Raw genomic sequence first — 24,158 nt, 5'->3', positions numbered from 1 at the left:
TGACGTGCGCATTAGCCGGGCAGTTGAGATGCCGCGGCCTCGTCGAGCAGCCACACCGTCTGCTCGCGCCCGGTGGCTCCGGCGGCGGGCACCGTAATCGGGTCGGCGCCACCGACGGCGGCGGCGACCGCCTCGGCCTTGGCCTCACCGGCCACCACCAGCCACACCTCGCGGGAACGCCGGATTGCGGGCAGTGTCAGCGTGATTCGGCGCGGGGGAGGCTTGGGCGAGTCGGGTACCCCGACCACCAGCCGGGTGGTTTCGCGGACGGCCGCGGTGTCGGGAAACAGTGAGTTGACGTGGCCCTCGCCGCCCATGCCCAGCAGGTGCACGTCGAAGTCCGGCGCGGGCTGGCCCGGCTCGGCGTTGGCCGCCAGCACCTCTTGGTAGGCCTGCGCGGCGGCGTCGAGGTCGTCGCCGTATTCCCCGTCGCTGGCCGGCATGGAGTGCACGTTGGCAGCCGGGATGTCGATGCGGCCCAACAGCGCTTCGCGCGCCTGCTTGTCGTTGCGGTCGGCGTCGTCCGCCGGGACGAAGCGGTCGTCACCGAAGAACAGATGCACCTTTGTCCAGTCGATCCGCGCGGCGTGCTCGCCGAGGCGATGCAGCAACGCGATGCCGGTACCGCCGCCGGTTAGCACGACTAACGCCCGGCCCCGGGCGGCGATGGCCGATTCGACGGCACCGGCCAGCCGGTCACCGGCAGCGGCGACCAGTGCGTCGGCATCGGGGTAGGTCGCAACGATCACAGATACTCCACTTCTTCCAGGCCCGTCAGCGCGGCGCCGTAAATGACGTCGGCATCGAGCCGGCGCAGATCTTCAGCCAGACACTCCGCGGTCACCCGGCGGGGCAGCGGCACCAGGCCCGCGGGCCTTCCGGTGCGGCTCAACGTGGCGGTGACCCCGTCCTGGGGCCGGCTCAGCGCCACGGTCTCGCTGTCGCGGGTCAATTCGATCTTCAATTCGCCGACCGCACGCCGCACCGGGCCGTCGATGCGACTCGCCAGCCAGCCGGCCAGGATGTCCAGGGCCGGCTCGGTTGCCAGCCCGGAGACCACCGCCGAGCGAATCGGCTCGTACGGCGGCTGATCCAGCGCGGAGGCGAGCAGCGCCCGCCAGTAGGTGATGCGACTCCATGACAGGTCGGTGTCGCCGGCGGTGTAGCCGTCTCTGCGGCTGTTGATCGCTGCCCGCGGATCGGGGGCGTTGGTGGCGTCGGTGATCCGCCGCAACGCCAGCGCCCCGATCGGGTCGGTGGCCGGCGCTGCGGGCGCGACATCGGGCCACCAGGCGACCACCGGGATATCGGGCAGCAGGAAGGGCACGACGACCGCGTCAGCATGGCCGGCCAGCGGGCCGTACAGCCGCAGCACCACCACCTCGCTGGCGCCGGCATCGCCGAACATCCGCACTTCGGCATCCAAACGGGACTCACCGGCATCGGGGTCTCCGCTGACCACCGCAATCACCCGGCTCGGGTGTTCTTGGCTGGCGATGTTGGCCGCCGCGATGGACTCATCGAGCAGGGCGTCGGTTTCCAGCGCGATGATCAGCGTCAGCACCCGGCCCGTCGTCGCCGCACCGACCTGCTCGCGGATCGCGTTGAGCTTCTTGTTGATCGCGGTGGTGGTGGTGTTCGGCAATTCGATAATCATGGGCGCCGCCATTCCCGGCCGGAACGCGTGAGCATCTCAAACGCCGACTGCGGCCCCCAACTTCCGGCCACATACGGCTCGGGCTTGCCGTGCTCGGCCCAGTTCTCGAGCACCGGATCGAGGATCTCCCAAGACAATTCGACTTCGGCGTTGACCGGGAACAGGGAGGGCTCACCCAACAGCACATCGAGGATCAGCCGCTCGTAGGCCTCCGGCGAATCCTCGGAGAACGCCGATCCGTAGGAGAAGTCCATGTTGACGTCGCGGACCTCCATCAGGTGCCCGGGCACCTTGGAGCCGAACCGCAGCGTGATCCCCTCGTCGGGCTGCACCCGGATCACCAGGGCGTTCTTGCCCAGTTCGTCGGTCATGGTGTCGTCGAAGGGCAGGTGCGGTGCGCGCTTGAATACCAGCGCGATCTCGGTCACCCGCCGTCCCAGGCGCTTGCCGGTACGCAGGTAGAACGGCACGCCCGCCCAGCGCCTCGTGTCGACCTCCAGGGTGATTGCCGCAAAGGTCTCGGTCCGCGAATCGTGGGCGAATCCCTCCTCGTCGAGCAGTCCCACGACGTGCTCGCCGCCCTGCCATCCGGCCGCGTACTGGCCGCGGGAGGTGGTCTCATCCAGTGGCTGCGCCAGCCGAGTGGCCGAGAGCACCTTGATCTTCTCGGCCTGCAGTTCGGCGGGGGAGAAGTTCACCGGCTCCTCCATCGCGGTGAGCGCCAGCAACTGCAGCAGGTGGTTCTGGATCACGTCCCGGGCCGCGCCGATGCCGTCGTAGTAGCCGGCGCGCCCGCCCAAGCCGATGTCCTCGGCCATGGTGATCTGCACGTGGTCGACGTAGTGGGCGTTCCAGATCGGGTCGAACAACTGGTTGGCGAAGCGCAGCGCCAGGATGTTCTGGACGGTCTCCTTGCCCAGGTAGTGGTCGATCCGGAACACCGACTCCTCGGGGAACACGCTGTTGACCACGCCGTTGAGTTCGACCGCGCTGGTCAGGTCGTGACCGAACGGCTTCTCGATCACCACCCGGCTCCACCGGCCATCGCGCGGCCGGGCCAGTCCGGTGGAGTGCAGCTTCTCGCAGACCACCGGGAACGCACCGGGCGGGATCGACAGGTAGAAGGCGTGATTGCCGCCGGTGCCGCGCTCGGCGTCGAGCTCCTCGAGGGTCTTTGCCAACCGGGCGAAAGCCTCATCGTCATCGAATGTGCCGGTGACGAAACGGAACCCGGACGCCAGCCGGTCCCACACCACCTGACGGAACGGGGTCCGGGCGTGCTCTTTGACGGCCTGGTAGACCACATCGGCGAAGTCCTCGTCGGCCCAATCCCGGCGGGCGAACCCGACCAGCGCAAAGGTCGCCGGCAGCAACCCGCGGTTGGCCAGGTCGTAGATGGCCGGCATGAGCTTGCGCCGGGCCAGGTCGCCGGTGACCCCGAAAATCACCACGCCACAGGGGCCGGCGATGCGGGGCAGGCGTTTGTCTCGCTTGTCTCGCAGCGGGTTCTGCCACCCCGAGGGGGTGTTTCGCGCTGCCCCGGCGCCGGCCATCAGATCACTTGGCCTCTTCGAGCTGGGTTGCCGTGGCGTCCAACAGTTCGCCCCAGGACGCTTCGAACTTCTCGACGCCCTCGTTCTCCAGCACCAAGAACACATCGGTCAGGTCGATGCCCACCGCCGCGAGTTGGTCGAAGACCTGCTGGGATGCCGCCGCGGTGCCGGCGATGGTGTCACCGGTGATGTCCCCGTGGTCGGCGACCGCGTCCAACGTCGGTTCCGGCATGGTGTTGACGGTGTGGGCCGCGACCAGCTCGGTGACGTACAGGGTGTCCGGATAGTCGGGGTTCTTGACCCCGGTCGAGGCCCACAACGGGCGCTGCACCCGCGCACCGTCGGCCGTCAGCGCGGCGAAGCGCTCACCGCCGAAGACCTCTTCGTAGGCCGCGTAGGCCAGCCGGGCGTTGGCGAGACCGGCCTTGCCGCGCAGCGCCACGGCCTCGGCCGAGCCGATCTTCTCCAGCCGGGCGTCGATCTCGGTGTCCACCCGGGAAACGAAGAACGATGCCACCGAGTGGATCTTGGCCAGGTCGTGTCCGGCGGCCTTGGCGGCCTCCAGACCGGCCAGGTAGGCGTCCATCACCTCGCGGTGCCGCTCGACGGAGAAGATCAGCGTGACATTGACCGAAATCCCTTCGGCCAGTACAGCGGTGATGGCCGGCAGGCCCGCCTTGGTGGCCGGAATCTTGATGAACAGGTTGGGCCGGTCGACGATCTTCCACAGCTCGACGGCCTGGGCCACGGTCTTGTCGGTGTCGTGGGCCAGCCGCGGGTCGACCTCGATCGACACCCGACCGTCCACACCGTCGGTCGCCTCCCACGCCGCGGACAGCACGTCGCAGGCGTTGCGCACGTCGTCGGTGGTGACGGTGCGGATCACCGCGTCCACATCGGCGCCGCGAGCGGCCAGCTCGGCCAGCTGCTTGTCGTAGGCGTGACCCTTCTCCAGCGCCTTCTGGAAGATGGTCGGGTTAGTGGTCACCCCGACCACACTGCGGGTGGCGACAAGGTCGGCCAGGTTGCCCGACGTGAGTCGGTCGCGGGACAGATCATCGAGCCACACCGACACGCCTGCGGCGCTGAGAGCGGCAAGCTTGGGATTCTGAGTCATGTTGCGCTCCTTCTCAATCGGTTTCGATTGACGTCAGTTTTCCAGTGTTCTTTCGGCGGCGGCGACGACCGCTTCCGCGGTCAGACCGAACTCACGGAACAGCGTTTGGTAGTCGGCGGATTCGCCGTAGTGCTCGATCGACACGATCTCGCCGGTGTCGCCGACGATCTTGTGCCAGCACTGTGCGATACCGGCTTCAACGGCCACCCGAGCAGACACCGACGGCGGCAGCACTGCATCGCGGTAGTCGGCCGGCTGCGACTCGAACCACTCCAGACACGTCATCGACACCACGCGGGCGTTGATGTCCTTGTCCGCCAAGAGTTTCTGCGCTTCGACCGCGAGCTGCACCTCAGAACCGGTGGCGATCAGCACCACGTCGGGGTCCTCGGTGCCAGCGGCTTCGAGACCGCCCAGCACGTAGCCTCCGCGGGCAACACCTTCGGCGTCGGTGCCCTCGATGATCGGTACATTCTGCCGGGTCAGGATCAGTCCGACCGGACCGCTGCTCGCGCCGCGGGCCAGTACCGTCCGCCAGGCGTAGGCCGTCTCATTGGCGTCCGCCGGTCGCACCACCGACAGGCGGGGGATGGCCCGCAACGCCGCCAGGTGCTCGATCGGCTGGTGCGTCGGACCGTCTTCGCCGAGCCCGATCGAGTCGTGCGTCCACACGTAGATCGGGTCGATGTCCATCAGCGCCGCCAATCGCACCGCGGGCCGCATGTAGTCGGAGAACTGCAGGAACGTACCGCCGTAGGCGCGGGTGGGCCCATGCAGCACGATGCCGGACAGGATCGAGCCCATCGCGTGCTCGCGGATCCCGAAGTGCAGGGTGCGGCCGTAGGGGTCGGCGGTGTACTCACCGGTGGAGATCGACGCCGGCCCGAACGACTTGACACCGTCCATGGTGGTGTTGTTGCTGCCCGCCAGATCGGCTGAGCCGCCCCACAATTCAGGAAGCTTGGCGCCCACTGCGTTGAGCACCTTGCCGGATGCGGCGCGGGTGGCAACGGCCTTCGAGCCGGGCTCCCAGTACGGCAGCTCGGCGTCCCAGCCCTCGGGCAGTTCACCGGCGATCAGCCGGTCCAGCAGCGCCTTGCGCTCCGGCTCGCGGGCCGCCCAGGACTCGAACTGCTCTTGCCAGTCGGCGTGGGCCTGCTTGCCGCGTGCCACCAGTCCGCGGGTGTGGGTGATCACGTCTTCACGGACCTCGAACGCCTTGTCCGGGTCGAAGCCGAGTGCGGACTTGGTGGCGGCCACTTCGTCGCCGCCGAGCGCCGAACCGTGGATGGCGCCGGTGTTCATCTTGCCCGGCGACGGGTAGCCGATGATCGTGCGCAGCGAGATGAACGACGGCTTGTCGGTGACGGCCTTCGCGTTTGCGATGGCCTCCTCGATGCCGGTCACGTTCTCGCCGCCCTCGACCTCCTGGACGTGCCAACCGTAGGACCGGTAGCGGGCCGCGGTGTCCTCGCAGAGGGCGATCGCGGTGTCGTCCTCGATGGAGATCTTGTTGTGGTCGTAGAACACGATCAGGTTGCCCAGCTGCTGAACGCCGGCCAGCGAGGAGGCCTCACTGGTGACGCCCTCCTGGATGTCGCCGTCGGAGGCGATGACGTAGACGAAGTGGTCGAACGGGCTCTCGCCGGGCGCGGTGTCCGGGTCGAACAGGCCGCGCTCGTAGCGGGCGGCCATCGCCATGCCGACCGCCGAGGCCAGGCCCTGTCCGAGCGGGCCGGTGGTGATCTCCACGCCCTTGGTGTGGCGGAACTCCGGATGGCCCGGGGTCTTGGAGCCCCAGGTGCGCAGTGCCTCGATGTCGGCCAGTTCCAGCCCGAAACCGCCCAGGTAGAGCTGGATGTACAGGGTCAGGCTGGAGTGCCCGCAGGACAACACGAACCGGTCGCGGCCCAACCATGTGGTGTCGGACGGATCGTGGCGCATCACCCGCTGGAACAGCGTGTAGGCCAGCGGAGCGAGACTCATCGCGGTGCCCGGGTGGCCGTTGCCGACCTTCTGCACCGCGTCAGCGGCCAACACCCGGGCGGTGTCGACTGCGGTGGTGTCGATCTCGGCCCAGTCTGCGGGGTGGTGCGGTTGGGTGAGAGCGGAGATCTCTGCGGCAGTGGTCACGAACGTCGGGTCCTCATCTTCGAGATAGGTCTTCAAAACAAGCCTGGCTGGTTCTCACCCTAATGCGGGCATGTGCAGTGTTGCAGGTCCGGTCGCCGTGTGGATTCGCCGTGAATTGACCCTGCGATTCGGACGACCTGGCCAAGCGGTCTACCATCGTCCGTAGTAGAAGCTGGCGTCCGTCCGAAGTCGAAGCTGGCGTCGCAGCTGCCATCCTAGGAGTCATCACGTGAGTATTCGCGAGCGCGCTGAGCCGCGCCGAATACGCGCTGTGCGCAGCACGTTGTTGGCGTACCTGTCGCTGACCAAGCCCCGAATCATCGAGTTGCTGCTGGTCACGACCATTCCGGCGATGCTGCTGGCCGACCGCGGCACGGTGAATCCGTTGCTGATCTTCAACACGCTGATCGGCGGGATGCTGGCCGCTGCCAGCGCCAACGCGCTGAACTGCGTGGTCGACGCCGACATCGACAAGGTGATGAAGCGCACGGCGCGCCGTCCGCTGGCTCGCGAGGCAGTGCCGACCCGCAACGCCCTGGTGTTCAGCCTGGCGCTCGGTGCCGGTTCGTTCATGTGGCTGTGGCGTACCACGAACTTGATGTCGGGCCTACTGGCCACGGCCACCATCGCGTTCTACGTGCTGGTCTACTCGATGATGCTCAAGCGGCGTACCTCCCAGAACGTGGTGTGGGGCGGGGCGGCCGGCTGCATGCCGGTGGTGATCGGCTGGTCGGCGGTCACCGGCACCATCGGCTGGCCCGCGCTGGTGATGTTCTTGGTGATCTTCTTCTGGACGCCGCCGCACACCTGGGCGCTGGCGATGCGCTACAAGGAGGACTACGCGGCGGCGGGGGTGCCCATGCTGCCCGTGGTCGCCAGCGAGCAGGTGGTCACCCACCGGATCGTGGTCTACACCTGGGCGACGGTGCTGGCGACGTTGGCGTTGGTGCCCGCCGCAGGCTGGCTGTATGCGGCGGTCGCGGTACTGGCCGGCGCGTGGTTCCTGGCCATGGCCCATCAGCTGTACGCGGGCGTCCGTCGCGGCGAGCCGGTCAAGCCGCTGCGGCTGTTCCTGCAGTCCAACAACTACCTGGCGCTGGTCTTCTGCGCGCTGGCGGTGGACTCGGCTATCGGCCTGCCCACCCTGTTCTAGGACCCCGCGCTCCATTCGAACCGGGTTTCGGTGCCCGCGTCGAACGCGGCGTTGATCCTGCTCCGCATCCGCTCGGGGATGTCGGGCAGCGCGGTGCGCGGGTACCAGCGCGCGTCGGTGCTCTCGTCGTCGGCGGGGTAGGGCTCTCCCGCCACCCAGCGCATCACGAAGACGTGGTCGAGGTACTGCGCCTGATCACCGTTGACGTGGGTGACGGGCGGCGTGACGTGCACCCAGGCCAGCCGCTCGGGCATCGCGGTGACGCCGCTCTCCTCGGCGACCTCGCGCGCGGCGGCGTCAGCCGGCTCTTCGCCGGGGTCGACGATCCCGGTCACCGGCGCCCAGATGCCGTTGTCGGCGCGTTCGACGAGTAACACCTCGTCGCCACGGATGACCACCGCCGTCACGCCGATCAGCCACAGCGGGGCATGACCGATATGGCTGCGGAGGTCGACGATGAACTGCGGAGTCGGCATGTGACTGATCGTGCCAGAGTTGTCATTAACTTCTCTCCGTCGTCGGGGGCAACGCGGAGGTGGAGTCTCTTGCGCAGGCGCCCGCCGCGGGTATTCAATTGCCGATAATGAAAACCATGTTCAACAGCTTGGCGGACGGCCGCCGGTGACCGCACCGGCGCCGGCGTGGATGGCATCTCCGCCCGAGGTGCACTCCGCGTTGCTGAGCGCCGGAGCGGGGCCCGGACCGCTGCTGGCGTCCGCTTCGGCATGGTCGGCGCTGGAAGTTGAGTACGCCGACGCCGCTGATGAACTGCAGGCGTTGCTGGGCTCGGTTGAGGCCGGCGCGTGGCAAGGCCCGAGTGCGCAGGCGTATGCGAGCGCGCACTCGCCCTACCTGGCGTGGCTGACTCAGGCCAGCGCGGACAGTGCGGCAACCGCGGCCCAGTACGAGGCGGCCGCCGGTGCCTATGTCAGCGCGCTGGCCGCCATGCCGACGTTGCCGGAGCTCGCCGCCAATCACGCCACCCATGGGGTATTGGTGGCGACGAATTTCTTTGGCATCAACACCATTCCGATTGCCCTCAACGAGGCCGACTACGTGCGGATGTGGGTGCAGGCCGCAACGACGATGGCAACGTACCAAGCGGTCAGTGGCGCGGCGGTGGCCTCGGTGCCGCACACCCCGCCGGCGCCTCCGATCCTCAAAGCCGACGCTCAACCCGCCGATGGCGACGAGGGCACCGACCCCACCGTCAACGATCCGCTGGATCAGCTGATCGCCAAGATTCTGCAGACCGCCAGCAACGGGCAGATCAATTGGGATCCCGCGCACGCCATGATGAACGGGATTCCCTACGACGAGTACGTCGATCCCAACCAGCCGATGTTCTGGCTGGTGCGGGCACTGGAACTGTGGGAGGACTTTCAGCAGCTCGGCGTGAACTTCCAGCAGAACCCCGCATTGGCGTTCCAATACCTGGTCCAGCTCGCCGAGTTCGACTGGCCGACACACCTCGCCGAGATCGGCTCCTGGCTGGCCCAGTCGCCCCAGTTGTTCGCCGCCGCGATCGGCGTGCTGGTCGCCCCGGTGGGCGCGATAGGAGGTCTCGCCGGGCTGGCCGGATTGGCGGGTCTTCCGCAGCCTCTCGCGCCGCTGCCACTGGACACCGTTCCCGATGCCTTAGGGGTCGGATCGGGCTCGGCAGGGGGTCCGGCGCCGGCGATCCCGTCTGCGCCGGCTCCGGCTCCGGCTCCAGCTCCGGCGCCCGCGGCGGCAGGCATCGGCGGCCAGGCGCCGGCGCCGCCGCCCCCGCCGCCAGGTGGTGCGCCGTTCTTTCCTCCATACCTGCTCGGCCCGCCCGGCATCGGTACCGGGTCTGGAATGCCCGTGGGCGCCGGGGCGTCGCGCAAGGCCTCCGAGCCGCGCGGTTCGGCGGCTGCCGCTGCTGCGACCGCGGCCGAACGCGACCAACAGCGGACCCGACGCCGTCGACGCACCAAGCTGCGCCGGCCCGATGACGCCTTCATGGACCTCAACGTCGAGGTGACACCGGACTGGGCTGACCCGGCCGATCCGAGCGTGACTGCGTCATCTCGCGGCGTGACCGGATTCACCGGGACGCTGGTCCGGGGAGGCGCTCCGGCCGGGGGTTTGACCGTGTCGTCCGGCGGCGCATTCGACGACGAACCGCGTATGCCCCTGCTGCCAGGCAGCTGGCCGGACAAAAAAGGGTAGGAGTTCGGGAAGCCGAAACCTTGGATTCGCTACAGTAAATCCTTGTGTTCGGGTCCGTGTGGATGGCGTCTCCGCCTGAGGTGCACGCGACGCTGCTCACTACCGGTCCCGGTCCCGGACCGCTGCTCGCGGCCGCGGGTGCATGGTCGTCGCTGAGCGTGGCATACACCACGGCGGCGCAGGATCTGACCGCACTGCTGGCATCGGTGGCGGCCGGGCTGTGGCGCGGTGTCGCCGCTGAGCAGTATCAAGCGGCGCACCTGCCGCATCTGTCGTGGCTGTACCGCGCCGGTGTCGACAGCGCCCGGATGGCGGCAGTCCACGAACAGACGGCGGCGGCCTACACGGCCGCGCTTGCGGCGATGCCGACATTGCCGGAGTTGGCCGCCAATCACGCCACCCACGGCGTCTTGGTGGCGACGAATTTCTTTGGGATCAACACCATTCCCATTGCCCTCAACGAGGCCGACTACTTCCGGATGTGGGTGCAGGCCGCCACTACGATGGCGACCTATGAAGCAGTCTCCGAAACCTCGGCGGCAGCGACTCCCGGCGTCAGCGCGACCGTTCCGATCCAGAAATCGGCCGCCGACTCATCACCTCCCTCATCGTGGCAAAACCCGTTGCAAGGACTGCTGGACTTCCTCGAGCCGATCCTGAAGGCCCTAGGCATCCAAGACGGTGTGACCGCCCATGATCCGATGGTCTCCAACGCCCTGACCACCGCCGTCTCGCACTTCCTGCAGAACTTCGGGATCAACTGGAATCCCGCCGCCGGCACCCTCAATGGCCAGGTCTACGACTTCTACGTCAACGCCGCAGACCCGATGTGGTACATGGCCAGGTCCCTGGAGCTGTTCGAGGACTTCCTCTACATCAGCCAGGACCCGAGCCAGATCATCCCGGCGCTGCAGTACTTCGTGGCGCTGGCGCTCTTCGACTGGCCAACCCACATCGCCCAGCTGGCGACGACGATCAGCCAGTCTCCGGCGCTGTTCGTCGCCGCGGCGGGTGCCGTGGTCGCTCCCGCCGGCGCCCTGAGCGGGCTCGCCGGCCTTGCCGGACTGGGGCCGGCGCCGGGGGTGGTCGCAGCGCCGGCGCCACCGGTGGTCGTCGCGGACGTTCCGAGCGTCGCGGTTGGTTCGCCGGTGATGGCACCACCCACCAGCCCGCCCGCCGGACCACCGGCGTCCGTCCCGGCCAGTGCGGGCCCGCCGGCCCCGCCACCCGCGCCGCCGGCGGCCGTGCCCGCGAGCGCGCCGCTGATGCCCTACCTGATCGGTGGTGGGCCGGGCATCGACTACGGCTCGGGGCTCGGTGCGCACGTCGGCGCCCCGGCTGCGGCCAGAAGGAAGTCGCCGACCCCCGATGCGGCCTCGGCGCAGGCGGCAGAGGCTGCTCGCCGGTCCACGCGGCTGCGCCGCCGCAAGACCAGGCCGGGCCACGATGACGCCGTGATGGATCTGACGGTCGGCGTCAGCCCGGATTGGGGACCGACACCGGCCTCGGATCACGGCGCCGGCGAGCTGGGCCGCGCAGGCGCCGCACGCGCCGAGCAATCCCGGCCGACGGGCCTGACCCGGGTGGCAACAGCCGAATTCGCCGACGGCCCGCGGCAGCCGCTGCTGCCCGAGACCTGGGACGCGGGCTAGAGAACCCCAATACCCGCTAGGCGTCCAGCACGATCGAGCCGACCGTCTGGCGGCCCTGCAGATCGCGGTGGGCTTGGGCCGCCTCGGCCAGCGGGTAGCGCCTGCTGACCGTCACCGCGATCGTGCCGTTGCCGATCGCCTCGAACAGTTCGCCCGTGCGCCAGGTGAATTCCGGTGCGGTACGGGTGAAGTGAGCCAGGTTGGGACGCGTCAGGTAGACCGAGCCCGCGGCATTGAGCCGCTGCGGGTCGACCGGCGGAACCGGACCGCTGGCAGCGCCGAACAGCGCCAAGGTGCCCCGGACAGCGAGGCTCGCCAGGCTGGCGTCGAACGTCGCCGCGCCCACCCCGTCGTACACCGCGACCACCCCGCCGTCGACCAGCTCCCGGACCCGGGCGCCGAACGCCGCGGCGTCTTCAGGGGCTGAGCCGGGGTAGTCGAGCACCTCCACGGCACCGGCTTGCACGGACAATTCGGCCTTGGACGGACTCGACACCGTGGTGATCACCCGAGCCCCGAGCGCGGTGGCCCATTGGGTCAGGATCAGTCCCACGCCGCCGGCGCCGGCGTGCAACAACACGGTGTCGCCGGACTGTATGGGATACACCGACTTGATCAGGTAATGCGCCGTCAGGCCTTTGAGCAGCGCGGCCGCGGCCACGTCGGCCGCAACGCCGTCGGGGATGGGGGCGGTCAAAGACGCTGGGGCCGTGCAGTACTGGGCGTAGGCGCCGGTCGCTGCCGCCGTCACCACGCGATCACCCACCGCCAAGGCGGTCACTCCCGCGCCGACCTCGGCGACCGTACCCGCGGCCTCATTGCCCACCACGAACGGCAGCGCGGCGGGGTAGACCCCGGAGCGGAAGTACGTGTCGATGTAGTTGACCCCGACGGCATCGACCCGGATCAACACCTCACCGGAGGCAGGGGAGGGCTGAGGCCTGTCGACCAGGTTCAAAACTTCTGGACCGCCGGTCGCGGCCACTTCCACGGCGTGCATGGTGACTATCATCTCCGAATGTGAGGTCTGCATGAAGCTGGCCCGGCCCGACATCTTCCATCCGCGCATCGTGCTGGCGGTCGATTCGCCGCGCGGCCACCACGATGGAGTCGAAGCCGACGATGACGCCGGCCTGGTCGCGGCGCTGCGCCACCGCGGTCTGCATGCCCGCCGATTGCCCTGGGATGACCCGGAGACGCTGGAAGCCGACCTGGTGATCCTGCGCACGGCCGGTGGCGGCCCAGCCCGGCATGCCGAATTCACGAAGTGGACGACGCGGGTGGCCCACCTGCTCAACCCGCCGGAGGCGGTGGCCTGGAACGCCGACCGTCGGTACCTGGCCGACCTGCAGTGTGACGGGGTGCCGACGTTGGCGGGACCGCCACCGACCGAGCTGAGCACGCTGGTGTTTTTCGGTGCCGGCCGATCGCACGCGTTCGGCGCCGCGGGCTCCGACCCGCACTTCGAACTGTGGGATGTCGGGCGTGCCGCGCTGCGTTCGGCCGCCGAGCGCCTGAGCATCCGGATCGAAGAGCTGCTCTACGCGCGGGTCGAGGTAGCCGGAACCGGCGCCGATGCGCGACTGGTCGGCTTGGATCTGATTGCGCCGCAATTGGGTTTCAGCGAGCTCGACGCCGACGAACGAGACCGGGCGCAGCGCCGCTTCGCCGTCGAGGTCGCCGCGGCGCTAGAGCGACTCGGGTTGGGTCCGCTGGCGCAGCGACGCCCATAGTGCCGCGGTCGCGCCGGTCACCAGCACCGCACCCGCCACGTGCAGAGTGACCAGCACCGCAGGTACACCGGTGAAGTACTGGACCACGCCGATCAGCCCCTGCGCCAACGTGAGGGCTGTGACCACCGCCAGCCGGCGCATCACCGGCTTGGCCGCCTGCACCGCAGCCAGCCCGAAGGCCAGGCCCACCAACAGACCGAGGAATCCGATCAGCAGCGACTCATGCAGGTGGGCGAGCGTAGCGACCTCCACCTTGAGGCGAGCCACCGTGCGGGCCGCGCTCCTGTCGCCGGCGTGCGGGCCGGCGCCGGTCACCAAGGTGCCGGTCACCAGCACCGCGGCCAGCGTGACGGCACACAGCGCGGTCAGCCCGCGCAACGGCGCTGGGACCCGGTAAGTCACCACCGCCGACGCGTCATCGGTCTGGCCGACCTTCGCGTAGAACTGCACCGCCAGCCAAACCATCAGCATGGAGACCAGCAGGTGCACCGCCACCGTCCACCACGCCAGCCCGGTGCGTACGGTGATCCCGCCGATCACCGCCTGCAACACCGTGGAGCCGGGCATCAGCCAGGCGTAGACCAGTACCTCGGTACGCCGACGGGCCCGGATCACGGCCAGTACGGCCAGCGCCGCGGTGATCACGACCGCGAAGGTGACCATTCGGTTCCCGAACTCGATGGCCTGATGAATCCGCGGAACTTCCGAGACGGCCACCGGCACGTAACTGCCCGGGAAGCACTGCGGCCAGGTCGGGCAGCCCAATCCGGACGCGGTGACGCGAACGATCGCGCCGGTGACCGAGATGAATCCCTGCGTGAAGACGACCGCGGCAGCCAGCCATCGCTGGGTGCGCAGGCCCGGTTCGGGTAGCAGGTCTACCAGGCGCATCAGGAACCGTCCCACGGGCCTGATCGTAGAGGATCGGTAACTACATCCCGTAGTAGGTCAGCTGAACCGGAACCATCGCACGGCACCGACGGCCGCCAACACACCCCACACCGCCACCACCGCGATACCGAACCAATCGATCGAGACGCTCAGCGCTTGTGCCAGCGCCTCGGTGAGCGCCCCCGACGGGGTCAGCCGGGCGAGCCAGCGGACCGTGCCGGGCACCAGGTCGGTCTCGACCGTCAGCGCGGAGAACCCGCCGAACACGAACCACATCAGGTTCGCGCCGGCCAGCACGATCTCGGCGCGCAGGCTGCCGCCGAGCAGCAGACCCAACGCCGCGAAACAGGCGGTACCGAGCGCGATGATCACCGCGCCCAGGCCGAGGCCGGCCAGCGTCGGACGCCAACCCAGCGCAGCGCCGATCGCCCCGAGCAGCACCGACTGCAGCAGAACGACCGTGGCCACCGACAGAGATTTGCCGGCGATGACGCCCCAGACCGGTAGCGCCGTGGCGCCCAGTCGTTTCAGGGCTCCGTAGCGCCGGTCGAAGGCCACGGCGATCGCCTGGCCGGTGAATGCGGTGGCGATCACTGCCAGCGACATGATCACCGGCAGCACGGTGGTGGCGCGTTCGGCGTGTCCCTCGCCGAACGGACCCAGCGGCAGCACCGTCAGCCCGATCAACAGGGTGATCGGAATGAACATCGTCAGCAGCAGCTGCTCGCCGTTGCGCAGCAGCAGGGTCAACTCCAGCCGGTACTGCGCGGCCAGCATCGCCGGCACGCTGGCCGGACGAGGGTCGGGGGTGAAGGTGCCGGGCGCGAAGACCTGCTCGGTACTCATGCGCGTAGCTCCCGTCCGGTCAGCTCCAAGAACACGTCCTCAAGGCTGCGCTGCTCGACCCGCAGCGCGGTGGCCAGCACGTCCATGCGGGCGCACCAGGCGGTCACGGTCGCCAGCACCTGGGGATCGACGGTTCCTTCGACGAGGTATTCACCGGGCAGTACCTCGCTGGCCCGATAGCCCTCCGGCAACGCCGTGATCAGCAACGACAGATCCAGTCGCGGCGGCGCGGTGAACCGCAGCTGCCCCTGGGCGCCGCTGCGGGTCAACTCCGCCGGCGTGCCGGCGGCGACCACCGCGCCGTGGTCGATGATCAGCAGCCGGTCGGCCAGCTCCTCGGCCTCACGCAGGTGGTGCGTGGTGAGCACCACCGTCACGCCGTCGCGGCGCAAGGCGTCGATCAGCTCCCACACCAGCAGGCGGGCGTGCGCATCCATGCCGGCGGTCGGCTCGTCGAGGAACACCAGCTCCGGCCGGCCGACCAGTGCGCAGGCCAGGGCGAGGCGCTGCTGCTGCCCGCCGGAGAGCCGGCGGTAGGTGGTGCGTGCCGCATCGGTCAGCCCCAGGGTGTCCAGCAGCCATTGCGGGTCCAGCGGGTTGGCGGAATACGACGCGACCAGCTTGAGCATCTCCCCGGCGCGGGCGGCCGGGTAGCCGCCGCCGCCCTGCAGCATCACCCCGATGCGCTCCCGAAGCCGGTCATTGTCGGCGACCGGGTCCAAGCCGAGCACTTCGATGGTTCCGGAGTCCGGGCGGACGAAGCCTTCGCACATCTCGACCGTGGTCGTCTTCCCGGCGCCGTTCGGGCCGAGGAGGGCGAACACTTCGGCGGTCTGTACGTCGAAATCAAGGCCGGCGACCGCATCGACCGCAGACGGACCGGTCCCGTAACGCTTGCGCACTCCGCGCAAGCGCACCGCGACAGCTGAGTTCACGGAGAATCAGCGTAAGCGTCGGTGGCGGCGGCCGGCCGTGGGGTCTGTTCCTCGACCGGTGCACTGCGGGTGTCAGCTTCGGCAGGCAACTCACGCCACGGCAGCCGCCGATAGGTCAGCAGGAACAACCCCAGCACCACGACGGCACTGGCCAGGGTGGCGTCCACGATCTGGAACAGGGCGAAACGGTCACCGTTGGCGGTCGGGCCGAAGATGCCCACCACCAGGGTTACGGCGATCACCGCGATCCGGAAGTTCGGGCGGGTCGCCCAGGCTGCCAGCGGGATGATCGCCCACAGCAGATACCACGGCTGGACCACCGGGAACAGCAGGACGGTGATGCCCAGCGCAACGCCGAGGCCACCGACCGGATGCAGCCGGCCATTGAACACCACCAACAACAGCCACACCACCAGCACCGCGATGATCAGGACACCGATGGCACGGGTCAGCGACAGCACCGCGGTGGTGTGATCACCCAGTCCCAGCAAGATCCCGACCTGGCCGGTGCCGAGGGCGATCAGCGTTGGCGGCGACATCCAACTGCGCACCACGTTGGCCGTGCCCAAGGTGAACACCCACCCGAAGCCCAGCCCGCTGGCCCAGCCGATCAAGCCCGTCACCGCCGCCGCCAGCGCGGCCATGCTCGTACCGGCCAGCAGAAACGCCCGCAGGTCGCCGCCCCACCGCCAGCCCAGCGCCATCGCGACAAAACCGAGTGCCAGCAGCGACGGCAGCTTGACCTGCGATGACAGTGTGATCAGCACCGCGCCGATGAGCAGCCCGGCCAGCGGAGCCCAGTCCGCATGAACCTGCCGGTTGGGATGCGCGCGCAGCGAGGGCAGCAGGGGCTGTGCCGAGGTGATCCCGCGCAAGGCGAACTCCGTGCCGGTCAGCATGAGTCCGAGCATCAATGCCTCGTTGTGGATGCCGGCCACCAGGTGCATCAGCAACAGCGGATTGGCCGCACCGAGCCACAGGGCGCTGACCTCGGCGACCCCGCAGCGCGCCGCCAGGCGCGGCACCGCCCACACGATCAATCCGACACCGAGCAGCACCACCACCCGGTGGCACAGCACCGCGGTGACGATGTTTTCCCCGGTCAGCGCCGAAATTCCCCGACCGATCCACAAGAACAGCGGCCCGTAGGGTGCCGGCGTCTCCCGCCAGAGGCTGGGCACGGACAGGGTGAAGACGTGGTCAAGGCCCAGTGCCGGTGCCGGGCCCACCCGGTAGGGGTCCAGACCCAGCCGAGAGATCTGACTCTGTGCCAGATAGGAGTAGACGTCCTTGCTGTACATCGGCGGGGCGACCAGCAGCGGCAGCATCCACAGCAGCAAGGTGCGGTCGAGCTGGCTGCGCGACATCCGCCGCTTTCCCAGCGCGAACCGCCCCAGCATCAGCCAGGCCAGCGCCATCATCACCGCGCCGGTGGTGGTCATGGTCAGGGCCACCGTGGCCAGCCGCGACGGCAGATTCAGCAGCCGAACCCCGAAGGTCGGGTCTTGCACCACCGGCCGCGCACCGGCCCCGAGCGCGCCGATGGCCATCAGCACGGTGCCGGTGGCACCGAACAGCCGGGTTCGTCGCAAGGCGACCAGCTCAGCGGCATTAAGCGGGGAGCCGACGGTGCGCTCGTCGCCGTGCAGGTGCGCGATCGACGTGCTCAGCGAATGCCGGCGGAAGGCCATCCCAGCAGCGTAACGGCCGCTCTCCGATGCCCGGGGATGCCCGGCGCCGCGCGGGATGTGATCAGCGCAACGGCCGATCTGCCCTGAACTGAGGTAACCCTTTCTAGACCGGGCCCTGGAATTGCGTCACACTGGTGTTGTGAAATTCGAGGCCTCCGAAATGGGGGAGGTGAAGGCCACCACCGAAACCGCCGGGCAACGCCCCGGCGGTGCGGTTATGGCAGGCACCCCGCTGGCGGCCGAAGTCGCCAGCGGCCACGACACGCGTCACGCGGTGGTACGCCTGCTGATGGAATCCGGATCGATCACCGCGGGGGAGATCGGCGCCCAGCTGGGCTTGTCGGCCGCCGGGGTGCGTCGCCACCTGGATGCCCTGATCGAGATGGGTGACGCCGAGGCACACGCGGCGGCATCCTGGCAGCAAGTGGGCCGCGGGCGTCCGGCGAAGCGGTTCCAGCTGACCGAAGCCGGCCGCGGCAAGCTGGGCCACCGCTACGACGACCTCGCGGTGGCCGCCATGCGCCAGCTGCGCGAGATCGGCGGCGAGGACGCGGTGGTCGACTTCGCCCGACAGCGCATCGACACCATCCTGGCCAAGGTCGCGGCCGTCGCAGCCGGCAGCGGTACCGACGACGGCGACCTGGAAGCCACCGCCCAACGCATCGCCGGCGCACTGACGGAGGCCGGTTATGCCGCCACCACCGCGCGGGTGGACGGTGGCGTACCGGGGGTGCAGATCCTGCAGCACCACTGCCCGGTGGCCAACGTCGCCAAGGAGTTCCCGGAGTTGTGCCGGGCCGAGCGACAGGCGATGGCCGAGGTGCTGGGCACCCACGTGCAGCGGTTGGCGACCATCGCCGACGGCGGCTACGTCTGCACCACCCATGTGCCACTGACCAACCGGAGCGCCAAGGTCGCGAAGGCCGGCAAGTCCGGCGCCGCCGCGACCGCCAAAAAACAGCATTAGCAGTACCGACCGACCTTCGGCGCACACCCTGCGCCGAAGCCATCACGAAAACCGAAGGAGCGTCACCATGACACTCACGCCGGAGGCCACCGAAGCAACCGCGGAGCCGACCCAGGAAGAGACGATCGCGTCGCTGGGGCGGTACGAATTCGGATGGGCCGACAGCGACGCCGCCGGTGCGGCCGCCCAGCGGGGTATCTCCGAGGCCGTGGTGCGCGACATCTCGGCGAAGAAGAACGAGCCGGAGTGGATGCTCGAGGCACGCCTGCGGGCCTACCGGACCTTCATGAAGAAGCCGATGCCCAACTGGGGTTCGGATCTGTCCGGCATCGACTTCGACAACATCAAGTACTTCGTGCGGTCCACCGAAAAGCAGGCCCAGACCTGGGACGACCTGCCCGATGACATCCGCAACACCTACGACCGCCTGGGCATCCCCGAGGCCGAGAAGCAGCGCTACATCGGTGGCGTGGCCGCCCAGTACGAATCCGAAGTGGTCTACCACAAGATCCGCGAAGACCTTGAGGCGCAAGGGGTCATCTTCCTTGACACCGACACCGCGCTCAAGGAGCACGAGGAGCTGTTCCGTGAGTACTTCGGCACGGTGATCCCGGCCGGAGACAACAAGTTCTCCGCGCTCAACACCGCGGTGTGGAGTGGGGGATCGTTCATCTACGTGCCCAAGGGTGTACACGTCGACATCCCGCTTCAGGCCTACTTCCGGATCAACACCGAGAACATGGGCCAGTTCGAGCGCACGCTGATGATCATCGACGAAGACGCCTATGTGCATTACATCGAGGGCTGCACCGCGCCGGTGTACACGTCGGACTCGCTGCACTCCGCGGTGGTGGAGATCGTCGTCAAGCCGGGCGGCCGCTGCCGCTACACCACCATCCAGAACTGGTCGGTCAACGTCTACAACCTGGTGACCAAGCGGGCCCGGGCCGAGGCCGGCGCCACCATGGAGTGGGTCGACGGCAACATCGGCTCCAAGGTCACCATGAAGTACCCGGCGGTCTGGATGACCGGCGAGCACGCCAAGGGCGAGGTGCTCTCGGTGGCGTTCGCCGGCGAAGACCAGCACCAGGACACCGGCGCCAAGATGCTGCACCTGGCGCCCAACACGTCGTCCAACATCGTCTCCAAGTCGGTGGCGCGCGGCGGCGGTCGGTCCTCCTACCGGGGCCTGGTGGAGATCCACAAGGGCGCGCACGGTGCCAAGTCGAGCGTGAAATGCGATGCGCTGCTGGTCGACAACGTCAGCCGCAGCGACACCTACCCCTACGTCGACATCCGTGAGGACGACGTCACCGTCGGCCACGAGGCCACCGTGTCGAAGGTCAGCGAGAACCAGCTGTTCTACCTGATGAGCCGCGGCCTGACCGAGGACGAGGCGATGGCGATGGTGGTGCGCGGCTTCGTCGAGCCGATCGCCAAGGAACTGCCGATGGAATATGCGCTGGAACTCAACAAGCTGATCCAGCTGCAAATGGAAGGCTCGGTGGGCTAGGTGACTTCCCCTGGTTTGACGTCCGCCCCGGCGGCCAACCTGACCGCAGCGGTCGAAGGTGGCACCAAGGGCACCGCGTTCACCTCGTTCGACGTCGAGGCGTTCGAGGTGCCGCACGGCCGCGATGAGGTGTGGCGGTTCACCCCGCTGCGTCGGCTGCGCGGCCTGCACGACGGCTCCGCAGTCGCCGATGCGGCCGCCACCATCGAGGTCCTCGGCTCGGATGCCGTGCGGATCGACACGGTCACGCGCGGCGACGACCGGCTGGGTGCTGCGGGTGTGCCCGCGGACCGCATTGCGGCCCAGGCCTTCTCGGCGTTTCGTGAGGCGACGGTGGTCACCGTGCCCAAGGAAACCAGCGTTGAGGAGCCCATTGAGATAACGGTCACCGGCCCGGGTGCCGGAGCGACGGCCTACGGCCACCTGCAGCTGCGTGCCGAGGAACTGTCACGGGCAACCGTCGTGATCGACGTGCGGGGCAGCGGAACCTACGCCGACAACGTCGAATTCGTGGTCGGCGACGGCGCACAGCTGACCGTGGTCTGGATCGCCGACGCCGCGTCGGACCTGGTGCACGTCACCATGCACCATGCGGCACTGGGCAAGGACGCGGTGCTGCGCCACAGCGCCGTGCAGCTCGGTGGCGAACTGGTACGCCTGACCGGCCGGGTCCGCTTCGACGGTCCCGGTGGCGACGCCGAGATGCTGGGCCTGTACTTCGCCGACGACGGCCAGCACCTCGAATCGCGCCTGCTGGTCGACCACGCCCAGCCCAACTGCCGGTCGAACGTGCTCTACAAGGGCGCGCTGCAGGGCGACCCGGCTTCGGCGCTGCCGGACGCCCACACCGTCTGGGTCGGCGATGTGCTGATCCGCGCGAGCGGCGTCGGCACCGACACCTTCGAGGTGAACCGCAACCTGGTACTGGCCGACGGCGCCCGGGCCGACTCGATTCCCAACCTGGAGATCGAGACCGGCGAGATCGTGCAGGCTGGGCACGCCAGTGCGACTGGACGTTTCGATGATCTCCAGTTGTTCTATCTGCAGGCGCGCGGCATCTCGGAAGAGCAGGCCCGGCGCCTGATCGTGCGCGGCTTCTTCGGCGAGATCATCGCCAAGATCCCCGTTCCGGCTGTGCAAGAGCGCCTCACCGAGGCCGTCGAGCGTGAACTCGCGGTCACCGAGAACCCATAAACCCGAACGCATCACCTAAGGACACGAATCAGCAATGAGCACACTGGAAATCAAGGGCCTGCATGTGAGTGTGTCGCCCGGCGGCGCCGGCGACGACGGCACGGCGGACATCCCGATTCTGCACGGGGTCGACCTGACGGTGAACTCCGGTGAGACACACGCCCTGATGGGGCCGAACGGGTCGGGCAAGTCCACCCTGTCCTACGCGATCGCCGGGCACCCCAAGTACACCGTGACGTCGGGGTCGATCACCCTCGACGGCGAGGACGTGCTGGCGATGAGCGTCGATGAGCGTGCGCGCGCGGGCCTGTTCCTGGCCATGCAATACCCGGTCGAGGTGCCCGGGGTGTCGATGTCGAACTTCCTGCGCACCGCGGTCACCGCCGTGCGTGGTGAGGCGCCGAAGCTGCGGGCCTGGATCAAGGAACAGCGCGCGGCGTTCGCCGAGTTGGGCATCGACTCCGCGTTCGCCGAGCGCAACGTGAACGAGGGCTTCTCCGGCGGTGAGAAGAAGCGCCACGAGATCCTGCAGCTGAGCTTGCTCAAGCCGAAGATCGCGGTCCTCGACGAGACCGACTCCGGCCTGGACGTCGACGCGCTGCGGGTGGTCAGCGAAGGAGTGAATCGCTACCAGGAGGCCGAGAACGGTGGCGTGCTGGTGATCACGCACTACACCCGCATCCTGCGCTACATCCAGCCGCAGTTCGTACACGTCTTCGCCGGCGGGCGGATCGTCGAATCGGGTGGACCGGAGCTGGCCGACGAGCTGGAAGAGAACGGCTACGAGCGCTTCACCGCCGAGGCGGCAGTGGCGGAGGCCTAGAACATGACACTCTCGGTCAGTCGTCCGGCGGGGCCGGACCTCGACGCGATTCGGGCGGATTTCCCGATCCTGAACCGTGTCATGCGTGGCGGGAGCCGGCTGGCCTACCTAGATTCCGGGGCCACCTCGCAGCGTCCGGTTCCGGTACTCGACGCCGAGCGGCAGTTCCTGCTGAACTCCAACGGCGCGGTGCACCGCGGGGCACACCAGCTGATGGAGGAGGCCACCGACGCCTACGAGGACGGCCGGTCGGCGATCGCGCGCTTCGTGGGCGCCGAGCCGGACGAGCTGGTGTTCACCAAGAACGCCACCGAGTCGCTGAATCTGGTGTCCTATGTGCTCGGCGATGACCGCTTCGAGGCGGCCGTCGGCCCGGGTGATGTCATAGTCACCACCGAACTGGAACACCACGCCAACCTGATTCCCTGGCAGGAGCTGGCGCGGCGCACCGGGGCGACCCTGAAGTGGTACGAGGTGACGCCCGACGGGCGCATCGACCTGGACTCGCTGGAACTCGACGAGCGGGTCAAAGTCGTTGCGTTCACGCATCACTCGAACGTGACCGGTGCGCTGGCCCCGGTCGCCGAGCTGGTGTCCAGGGCCCGCGCGGTCGGTGCGCTCACCGTGCTCGACGCCTGCCAGTCCGTTCCGCACCAGCCGGTCGACTTCCACGCGCTGGGGGTGGACTTCGCTGCCTTCTCCGGGCACAAGATGCTGGGGCCCAACGGGATCGGGGTGCTCTACGGCCGGCGGGAGCTGTTGGCGGCGCTGCCGCCGTTCCTCACCGGTGGATCGATGATCGAGACGGTCACGATGGCGTCGAGCACCTACGCACCGGCACCGCAACGTTTTGAGGCAGGCACGCCGATGACTTCGCAGGTCGTCGGGTTGGCCGCGGCCGCTCGCTACCTCGATGCGATCGGGATGGACGTGGTGGCCGCCCACGAACGTGAGCTGGTGGCCGCCGCACTCGAGGGCCTCGCCGGCATTCCCGGGGTACACATCGTCGGGCCGACCACCACGATCGATCGCGGCTCACCGGTGTCGTTCGTGATCGACGGGGTGCACGCGCACGACGTCGGGCAGGTGCTCGACGACGACGGCGTCGCTGTGCGGGTGGGCCACCACTGCGCAATGCCGTTGCACCGCAAGTTCAATGTGGCTGCCACCGCCCGCGCCTCGTTCGCGGTCTACAACACCCACGAGGAGGTGGAGCGCCTGCTGGCGGGTGTCCGCCGGGCCGTGGAATTCTTTGGGGGAGTGTGAGACGTTGCGTCTTGAGCAGTTCTATCAAGAGGTGATCCTCGATCACTACAAGCATCCGCAGCATCGCGGCCTGCGGGAGCCCTACGGCGCGCAGGTGCACCACGTCAACCCCACCTGTGGTGACGAACTGACGTTGCGCGTGGCGGTGTCGCCCGACGGTACGCAGATCGCCGATGTCTCCTACGACGGGCAGGGTTGCTCGATCTCGCAGGCTGCTACCTCCGTGCTGGCCAGCCAGGTGATCGGTTTGACGGTGGAACAGGCCTTGACGACTTTCGACGCGTTCCACGAGATGGTGTCGTCACGCGGCACCGTGGAAGGCGACGAGGACGTGCTCGGCGACGGCATCGCGTTCGCCGGGGTGGCCAAGTACCCGGCGCGGGTCAAGTGCGCACTGCTCGGCTGGATGGCGTTCAAAGATGCGCTGGCGCAGGCGCTCGCGAAGACAGAGGAACAAACGCTGGCATCCGTCAGTGGGACAACCCAGGAGATGAATCGATGAGCGAATTGGGACCGGACGAGCTGCTCGCCGAAGTCGAGGAATCGATGCACGACGTCATCGACCCCGAGATCGGTATCAACGTGATGGACCTGGGCTTGGTCTATGACCTGTCGATTCGGCAGGACGAGGACGGGGCGGCCGCGGTCGTCACCATGACCCTCACCTCGCCGGCCTGCCCGCTGCAGGACATGATCGCCGAGCAGGTCGAGAACGCCACCGTGGGCGCCGGCCTGGTCAAGAAGGTCGACCTGTCCTGGGTCTGGGAGCCGGCCTGGGGACCGGACAAGATCACCGATGAGGGCCGCGAGATGATGCGCGCAGTCGGTTTCACGGTCTGAC

22 protein-coding genes are annotated in these 24,158 nt (G+C 68.4%); 11 read left to right on the top strand and 11 right to left on the bottom strand.

Going from position 1 to position 24,158, the window contains the following annotated elements; genetic code table 11:
- Positions 1-11: 11 nt before the first annotated feature.
- From pgl to tkt, 5 genes are read right to left on the bottom strand one after another with little or no spacing between them, the layout of a single operon-like run.
- The gene (gene pgl / locus RCP37_RS11715; RefSeq protein WP_308483294.1) at positions 12-749 is read right to left on the bottom strand and encodes a 6-phosphogluconolactonase; all 738 of its coding nucleotides are present in this window, start codon (positions 747-749) and stop codon (positions 12-14) included.
- Positions 746-1,657, bottom strand: a complete 912-nt coding sequence (opcA, locus tag RCP37_RS11710) for a glucose-6-phosphate dehydrogenase assembly protein OpcA (protein ID WP_308483293.1) — start codon at positions 1,655-1,657, stop codon at positions 746-748. Before opcA ends, pgl begins: the two co-directional genes overlap by 4 nt.
- Positions 1,654-3,210, bottom strand: coding sequence for a glucose-6-phosphate dehydrogenase (gene zwf / locus RCP37_RS11705; RefSeq protein ID WP_308483292.1), 1,557 nt, complete (start codon positions 3,208-3,210; stop codon positions 1,654-1,656). Before zwf ends, opcA begins: the two co-directional genes overlap by 4 nt.
- A 4-nt stretch (positions 3,211-3,214) precedes the next feature.
- Positions 3,215-4,327 carry a transaldolase gene (gene tal / locus RCP37_RS11700; RefSeq protein ID WP_308483291.1) on the bottom strand — a complete coding sequence of 371 codons (1,113 nt, stop codon included), beginning with the start codon at positions 4,325-4,327 and terminating at the stop codon, positions 3,215-3,217.
- A 33-nt stretch (positions 4,328-4,360) separates the two neighbouring features.
- A complete protein-coding gene (tkt, locus tag RCP37_RS11695; RefSeq protein ID WP_308483290.1) occupies positions 4,361-6,460 on the bottom strand; it encodes a transketolase in 2,100 nt (699 codons plus the stop codon).
- Between the two features lie 229 nt (positions 6,461-6,689).
- Between tkt and RCP37_RS11690 the strand changes: the two genes are divergently transcribed.
- Positions 6,690-7,613: a heme o synthase gene (locus tag RCP37_RS11690; RefSeq protein ID WP_308483289.1), complete on the top strand. Its 924-nt coding sequence runs from the start codon at positions 6,690-6,692 to the stop codon at positions 7,611-7,613.
- Here RCP37_RS11690 and RCP37_RS11685 read toward each other — a convergent pair.
- Positions 7,610-8,089, bottom strand: a complete 480-nt coding sequence (locus tag RCP37_RS11685) for an NUDIX hydrolase (RefSeq protein WP_308483288.1) — start codon at positions 8,087-8,089, stop codon at positions 7,610-7,612. The genes RCP37_RS11690 and RCP37_RS11685 overlap by 4 nt on opposite strands.
- Before the next feature lie 169 nt (positions 8,090-8,258).
- Here RCP37_RS11685 and RCP37_RS11680 point away from each other — a divergent pair, with 169 nt between their 5' ends.
- Both RCP37_RS11680 and RCP37_RS11675 read left to right on the top strand, forming a co-directional pair.
- The gene (locus RCP37_RS11680; protein ID WP_308487052.1) at positions 8,259-9,806 is read left to right on the top strand and encodes a PPE family protein; all 1,548 of its coding nucleotides are present in this window, start codon (positions 8,259-8,261) and stop codon (positions 9,804-9,806) included.
- Between the two features lie 62 nt (positions 9,807-9,868).
- Positions 9,869-11,458 (top strand): PPE family protein, encoded by a 1,590-nt coding sequence (locus RCP37_RS11675; protein WP_308483287.1) that lies wholly within the window; start codon positions 9,869-9,871, stop codon positions 11,456-11,458.
- 16 nt (positions 11,459-11,474) lie between these two features.
- Here RCP37_RS11675 and RCP37_RS11670 read toward each other — a convergent pair whose 3' ends face one another.
- Positions 11,475-12,458 (bottom strand): quinone oxidoreductase family protein, encoded by a 984-nt coding sequence (locus RCP37_RS11670; RefSeq protein ID WP_308483286.1) that lies wholly within the window; start codon positions 12,456-12,458, stop codon positions 11,475-11,477.
- Positions 12,459-12,489: 31 nt separating this feature from the next.
- On the opposite strand from RCP37_RS11670, the gene RCP37_RS11665 reads away from it, so the two are divergent.
- Complete coding sequence (locus RCP37_RS11665) at positions 12,490-13,191, top strand: DcsG N-terminal domain-containing protein (RefSeq protein ID WP_308487051.1); 702 nt, start codon at positions 12,490-12,492, stop codon at positions 13,189-13,191.
- Here RCP37_RS11665 and RCP37_RS11660 read toward each other — a convergent pair.
- From RCP37_RS11660 to mptB, 4 genes are read right to left on the bottom strand one after another with little or no spacing between them, the layout of a single operon-like run.
- Positions 13,147-14,082 (bottom strand): COX15/CtaA family protein, encoded by a 936-nt coding sequence (locus RCP37_RS11660; RefSeq protein ID WP_308487050.1) that lies wholly within the window; start codon positions 14,080-14,082, stop codon positions 13,147-13,149. The two genes, RCP37_RS11665 and RCP37_RS11660, sit on opposite strands and share 45 nt — an antisense overlap.
- A 57-nt stretch (positions 14,083-14,139) precedes the next feature.
- Positions 14,140-14,928 (bottom strand): ABC transporter permease, encoded by a 789-nt coding sequence (locus tag RCP37_RS11655; RefSeq protein WP_308483285.1) that lies wholly within the window; start codon positions 14,926-14,928, stop codon positions 14,140-14,142.
- Positions 14,925-15,863: an ABC transporter ATP-binding protein gene (locus tag RCP37_RS11650; protein WP_308483284.1), complete on the bottom strand. Its 939-nt coding sequence runs from the start codon at positions 15,861-15,863 to the stop codon at positions 14,925-14,927. The genes RCP37_RS11655 and RCP37_RS11650 overlap by 4 nt, the downstream gene beginning before the upstream one ends.
- Positions 15,860-17,554 (bottom strand): polyprenol phosphomannose-dependent alpha 1,6 mannosyltransferase MptB, encoded by a 1,695-nt coding sequence (mptB, locus tag RCP37_RS11645; protein WP_308483283.1) that lies wholly within the window; start codon positions 17,552-17,554, stop codon positions 15,860-15,862. The genes RCP37_RS11650 and mptB overlap by 4 nt, the downstream gene beginning before the upstream one ends.
- Before the next feature lie 160 nt (positions 17,555-17,714).
- Here mptB and RCP37_RS11640 point away from each other — a divergent pair, with 160 nt between their 5' ends.
- The 7 genes from RCP37_RS11640 to RCP37_RS11610 all read left to right on the top strand — a co-directional run bounded on the left by RCP37_RS11640 (position 17,715) and on the right by RCP37_RS11610 (position 24,157).
- The gene (locus RCP37_RS11640; protein ID WP_373693179.1) at positions 17,715-18,521 is read left to right on the top strand and encodes a helix-turn-helix transcriptional regulator; all 807 of its coding nucleotides are present in this window, start codon (positions 17,715-17,717) and stop codon (positions 18,519-18,521) included.
- 67 nt (positions 18,522-18,588) lie between these two features.
- Positions 18,589-20,034: a Fe-S cluster assembly protein SufB gene (gene sufB, locus RCP37_RS11635; RefSeq protein WP_308483282.1), complete on the top strand. Its 1,446-nt coding sequence runs from the start codon at positions 18,589-18,591 to the stop codon at positions 20,032-20,034.
- Positions 20,035-21,228, top strand: a complete 1,194-nt coding sequence (sufD, locus tag RCP37_RS11630) for a Fe-S cluster assembly protein SufD (protein WP_373693005.1) — start codon at positions 20,035-20,037, stop codon at positions 21,226-21,228. It begins immediately after the preceding gene.
- 34 nt (positions 21,229-21,262) lie between these two features.
- A complete protein-coding gene (gene sufC / locus RCP37_RS11625) occupies positions 21,263-22,051 on the top strand; it encodes a Fe-S cluster assembly ATPase SufC (RefSeq protein ID WP_308483281.1) in 789 nt (262 codons plus the stop codon).
- Between the two features lie 3 nt (positions 22,052-22,054).
- Complete coding sequence (locus RCP37_RS11620) at positions 22,055-23,317, top strand: cysteine desulfurase (protein ID WP_308483280.1); 1,263 nt, start codon at positions 22,055-22,057, stop codon at positions 23,315-23,317.
- Entirely contained in the window at positions 23,304-23,819 is a 516-nt protein-coding gene (gene sufU, locus RCP37_RS11615; protein WP_308487047.1) for a Fe-S cluster assembly sulfur transfer protein SufU, read from the top strand. The genes RCP37_RS11620 and sufU overlap by 14 nt, the downstream gene beginning before the upstream one ends.
- On the top strand, positions 23,816-24,157 hold the full coding sequence (locus RCP37_RS11610) for a metal-sulfur cluster assembly factor (RefSeq protein WP_024443391.1): 342 nt from the start codon (positions 23,816-23,818) through the stop codon (positions 24,155-24,157). The genes sufU and RCP37_RS11610 overlap by 4 nt, the downstream gene beginning before the upstream one ends.
- Position 24,158: the final 1 nt, after the last annotated feature.

The sequence above is a fragment of the Mycolicibacter sp. MU0102 genome, from assembly GCF_963378105.1.
GTDB lineage: Bacteria > Actinomycetota > Actinomycetes > Mycobacteriales > Mycobacteriaceae > Mycobacterium > Mycobacterium holstebronense.
This window is presented reverse-complemented; position numbering and strand designations above follow the sequence as displayed.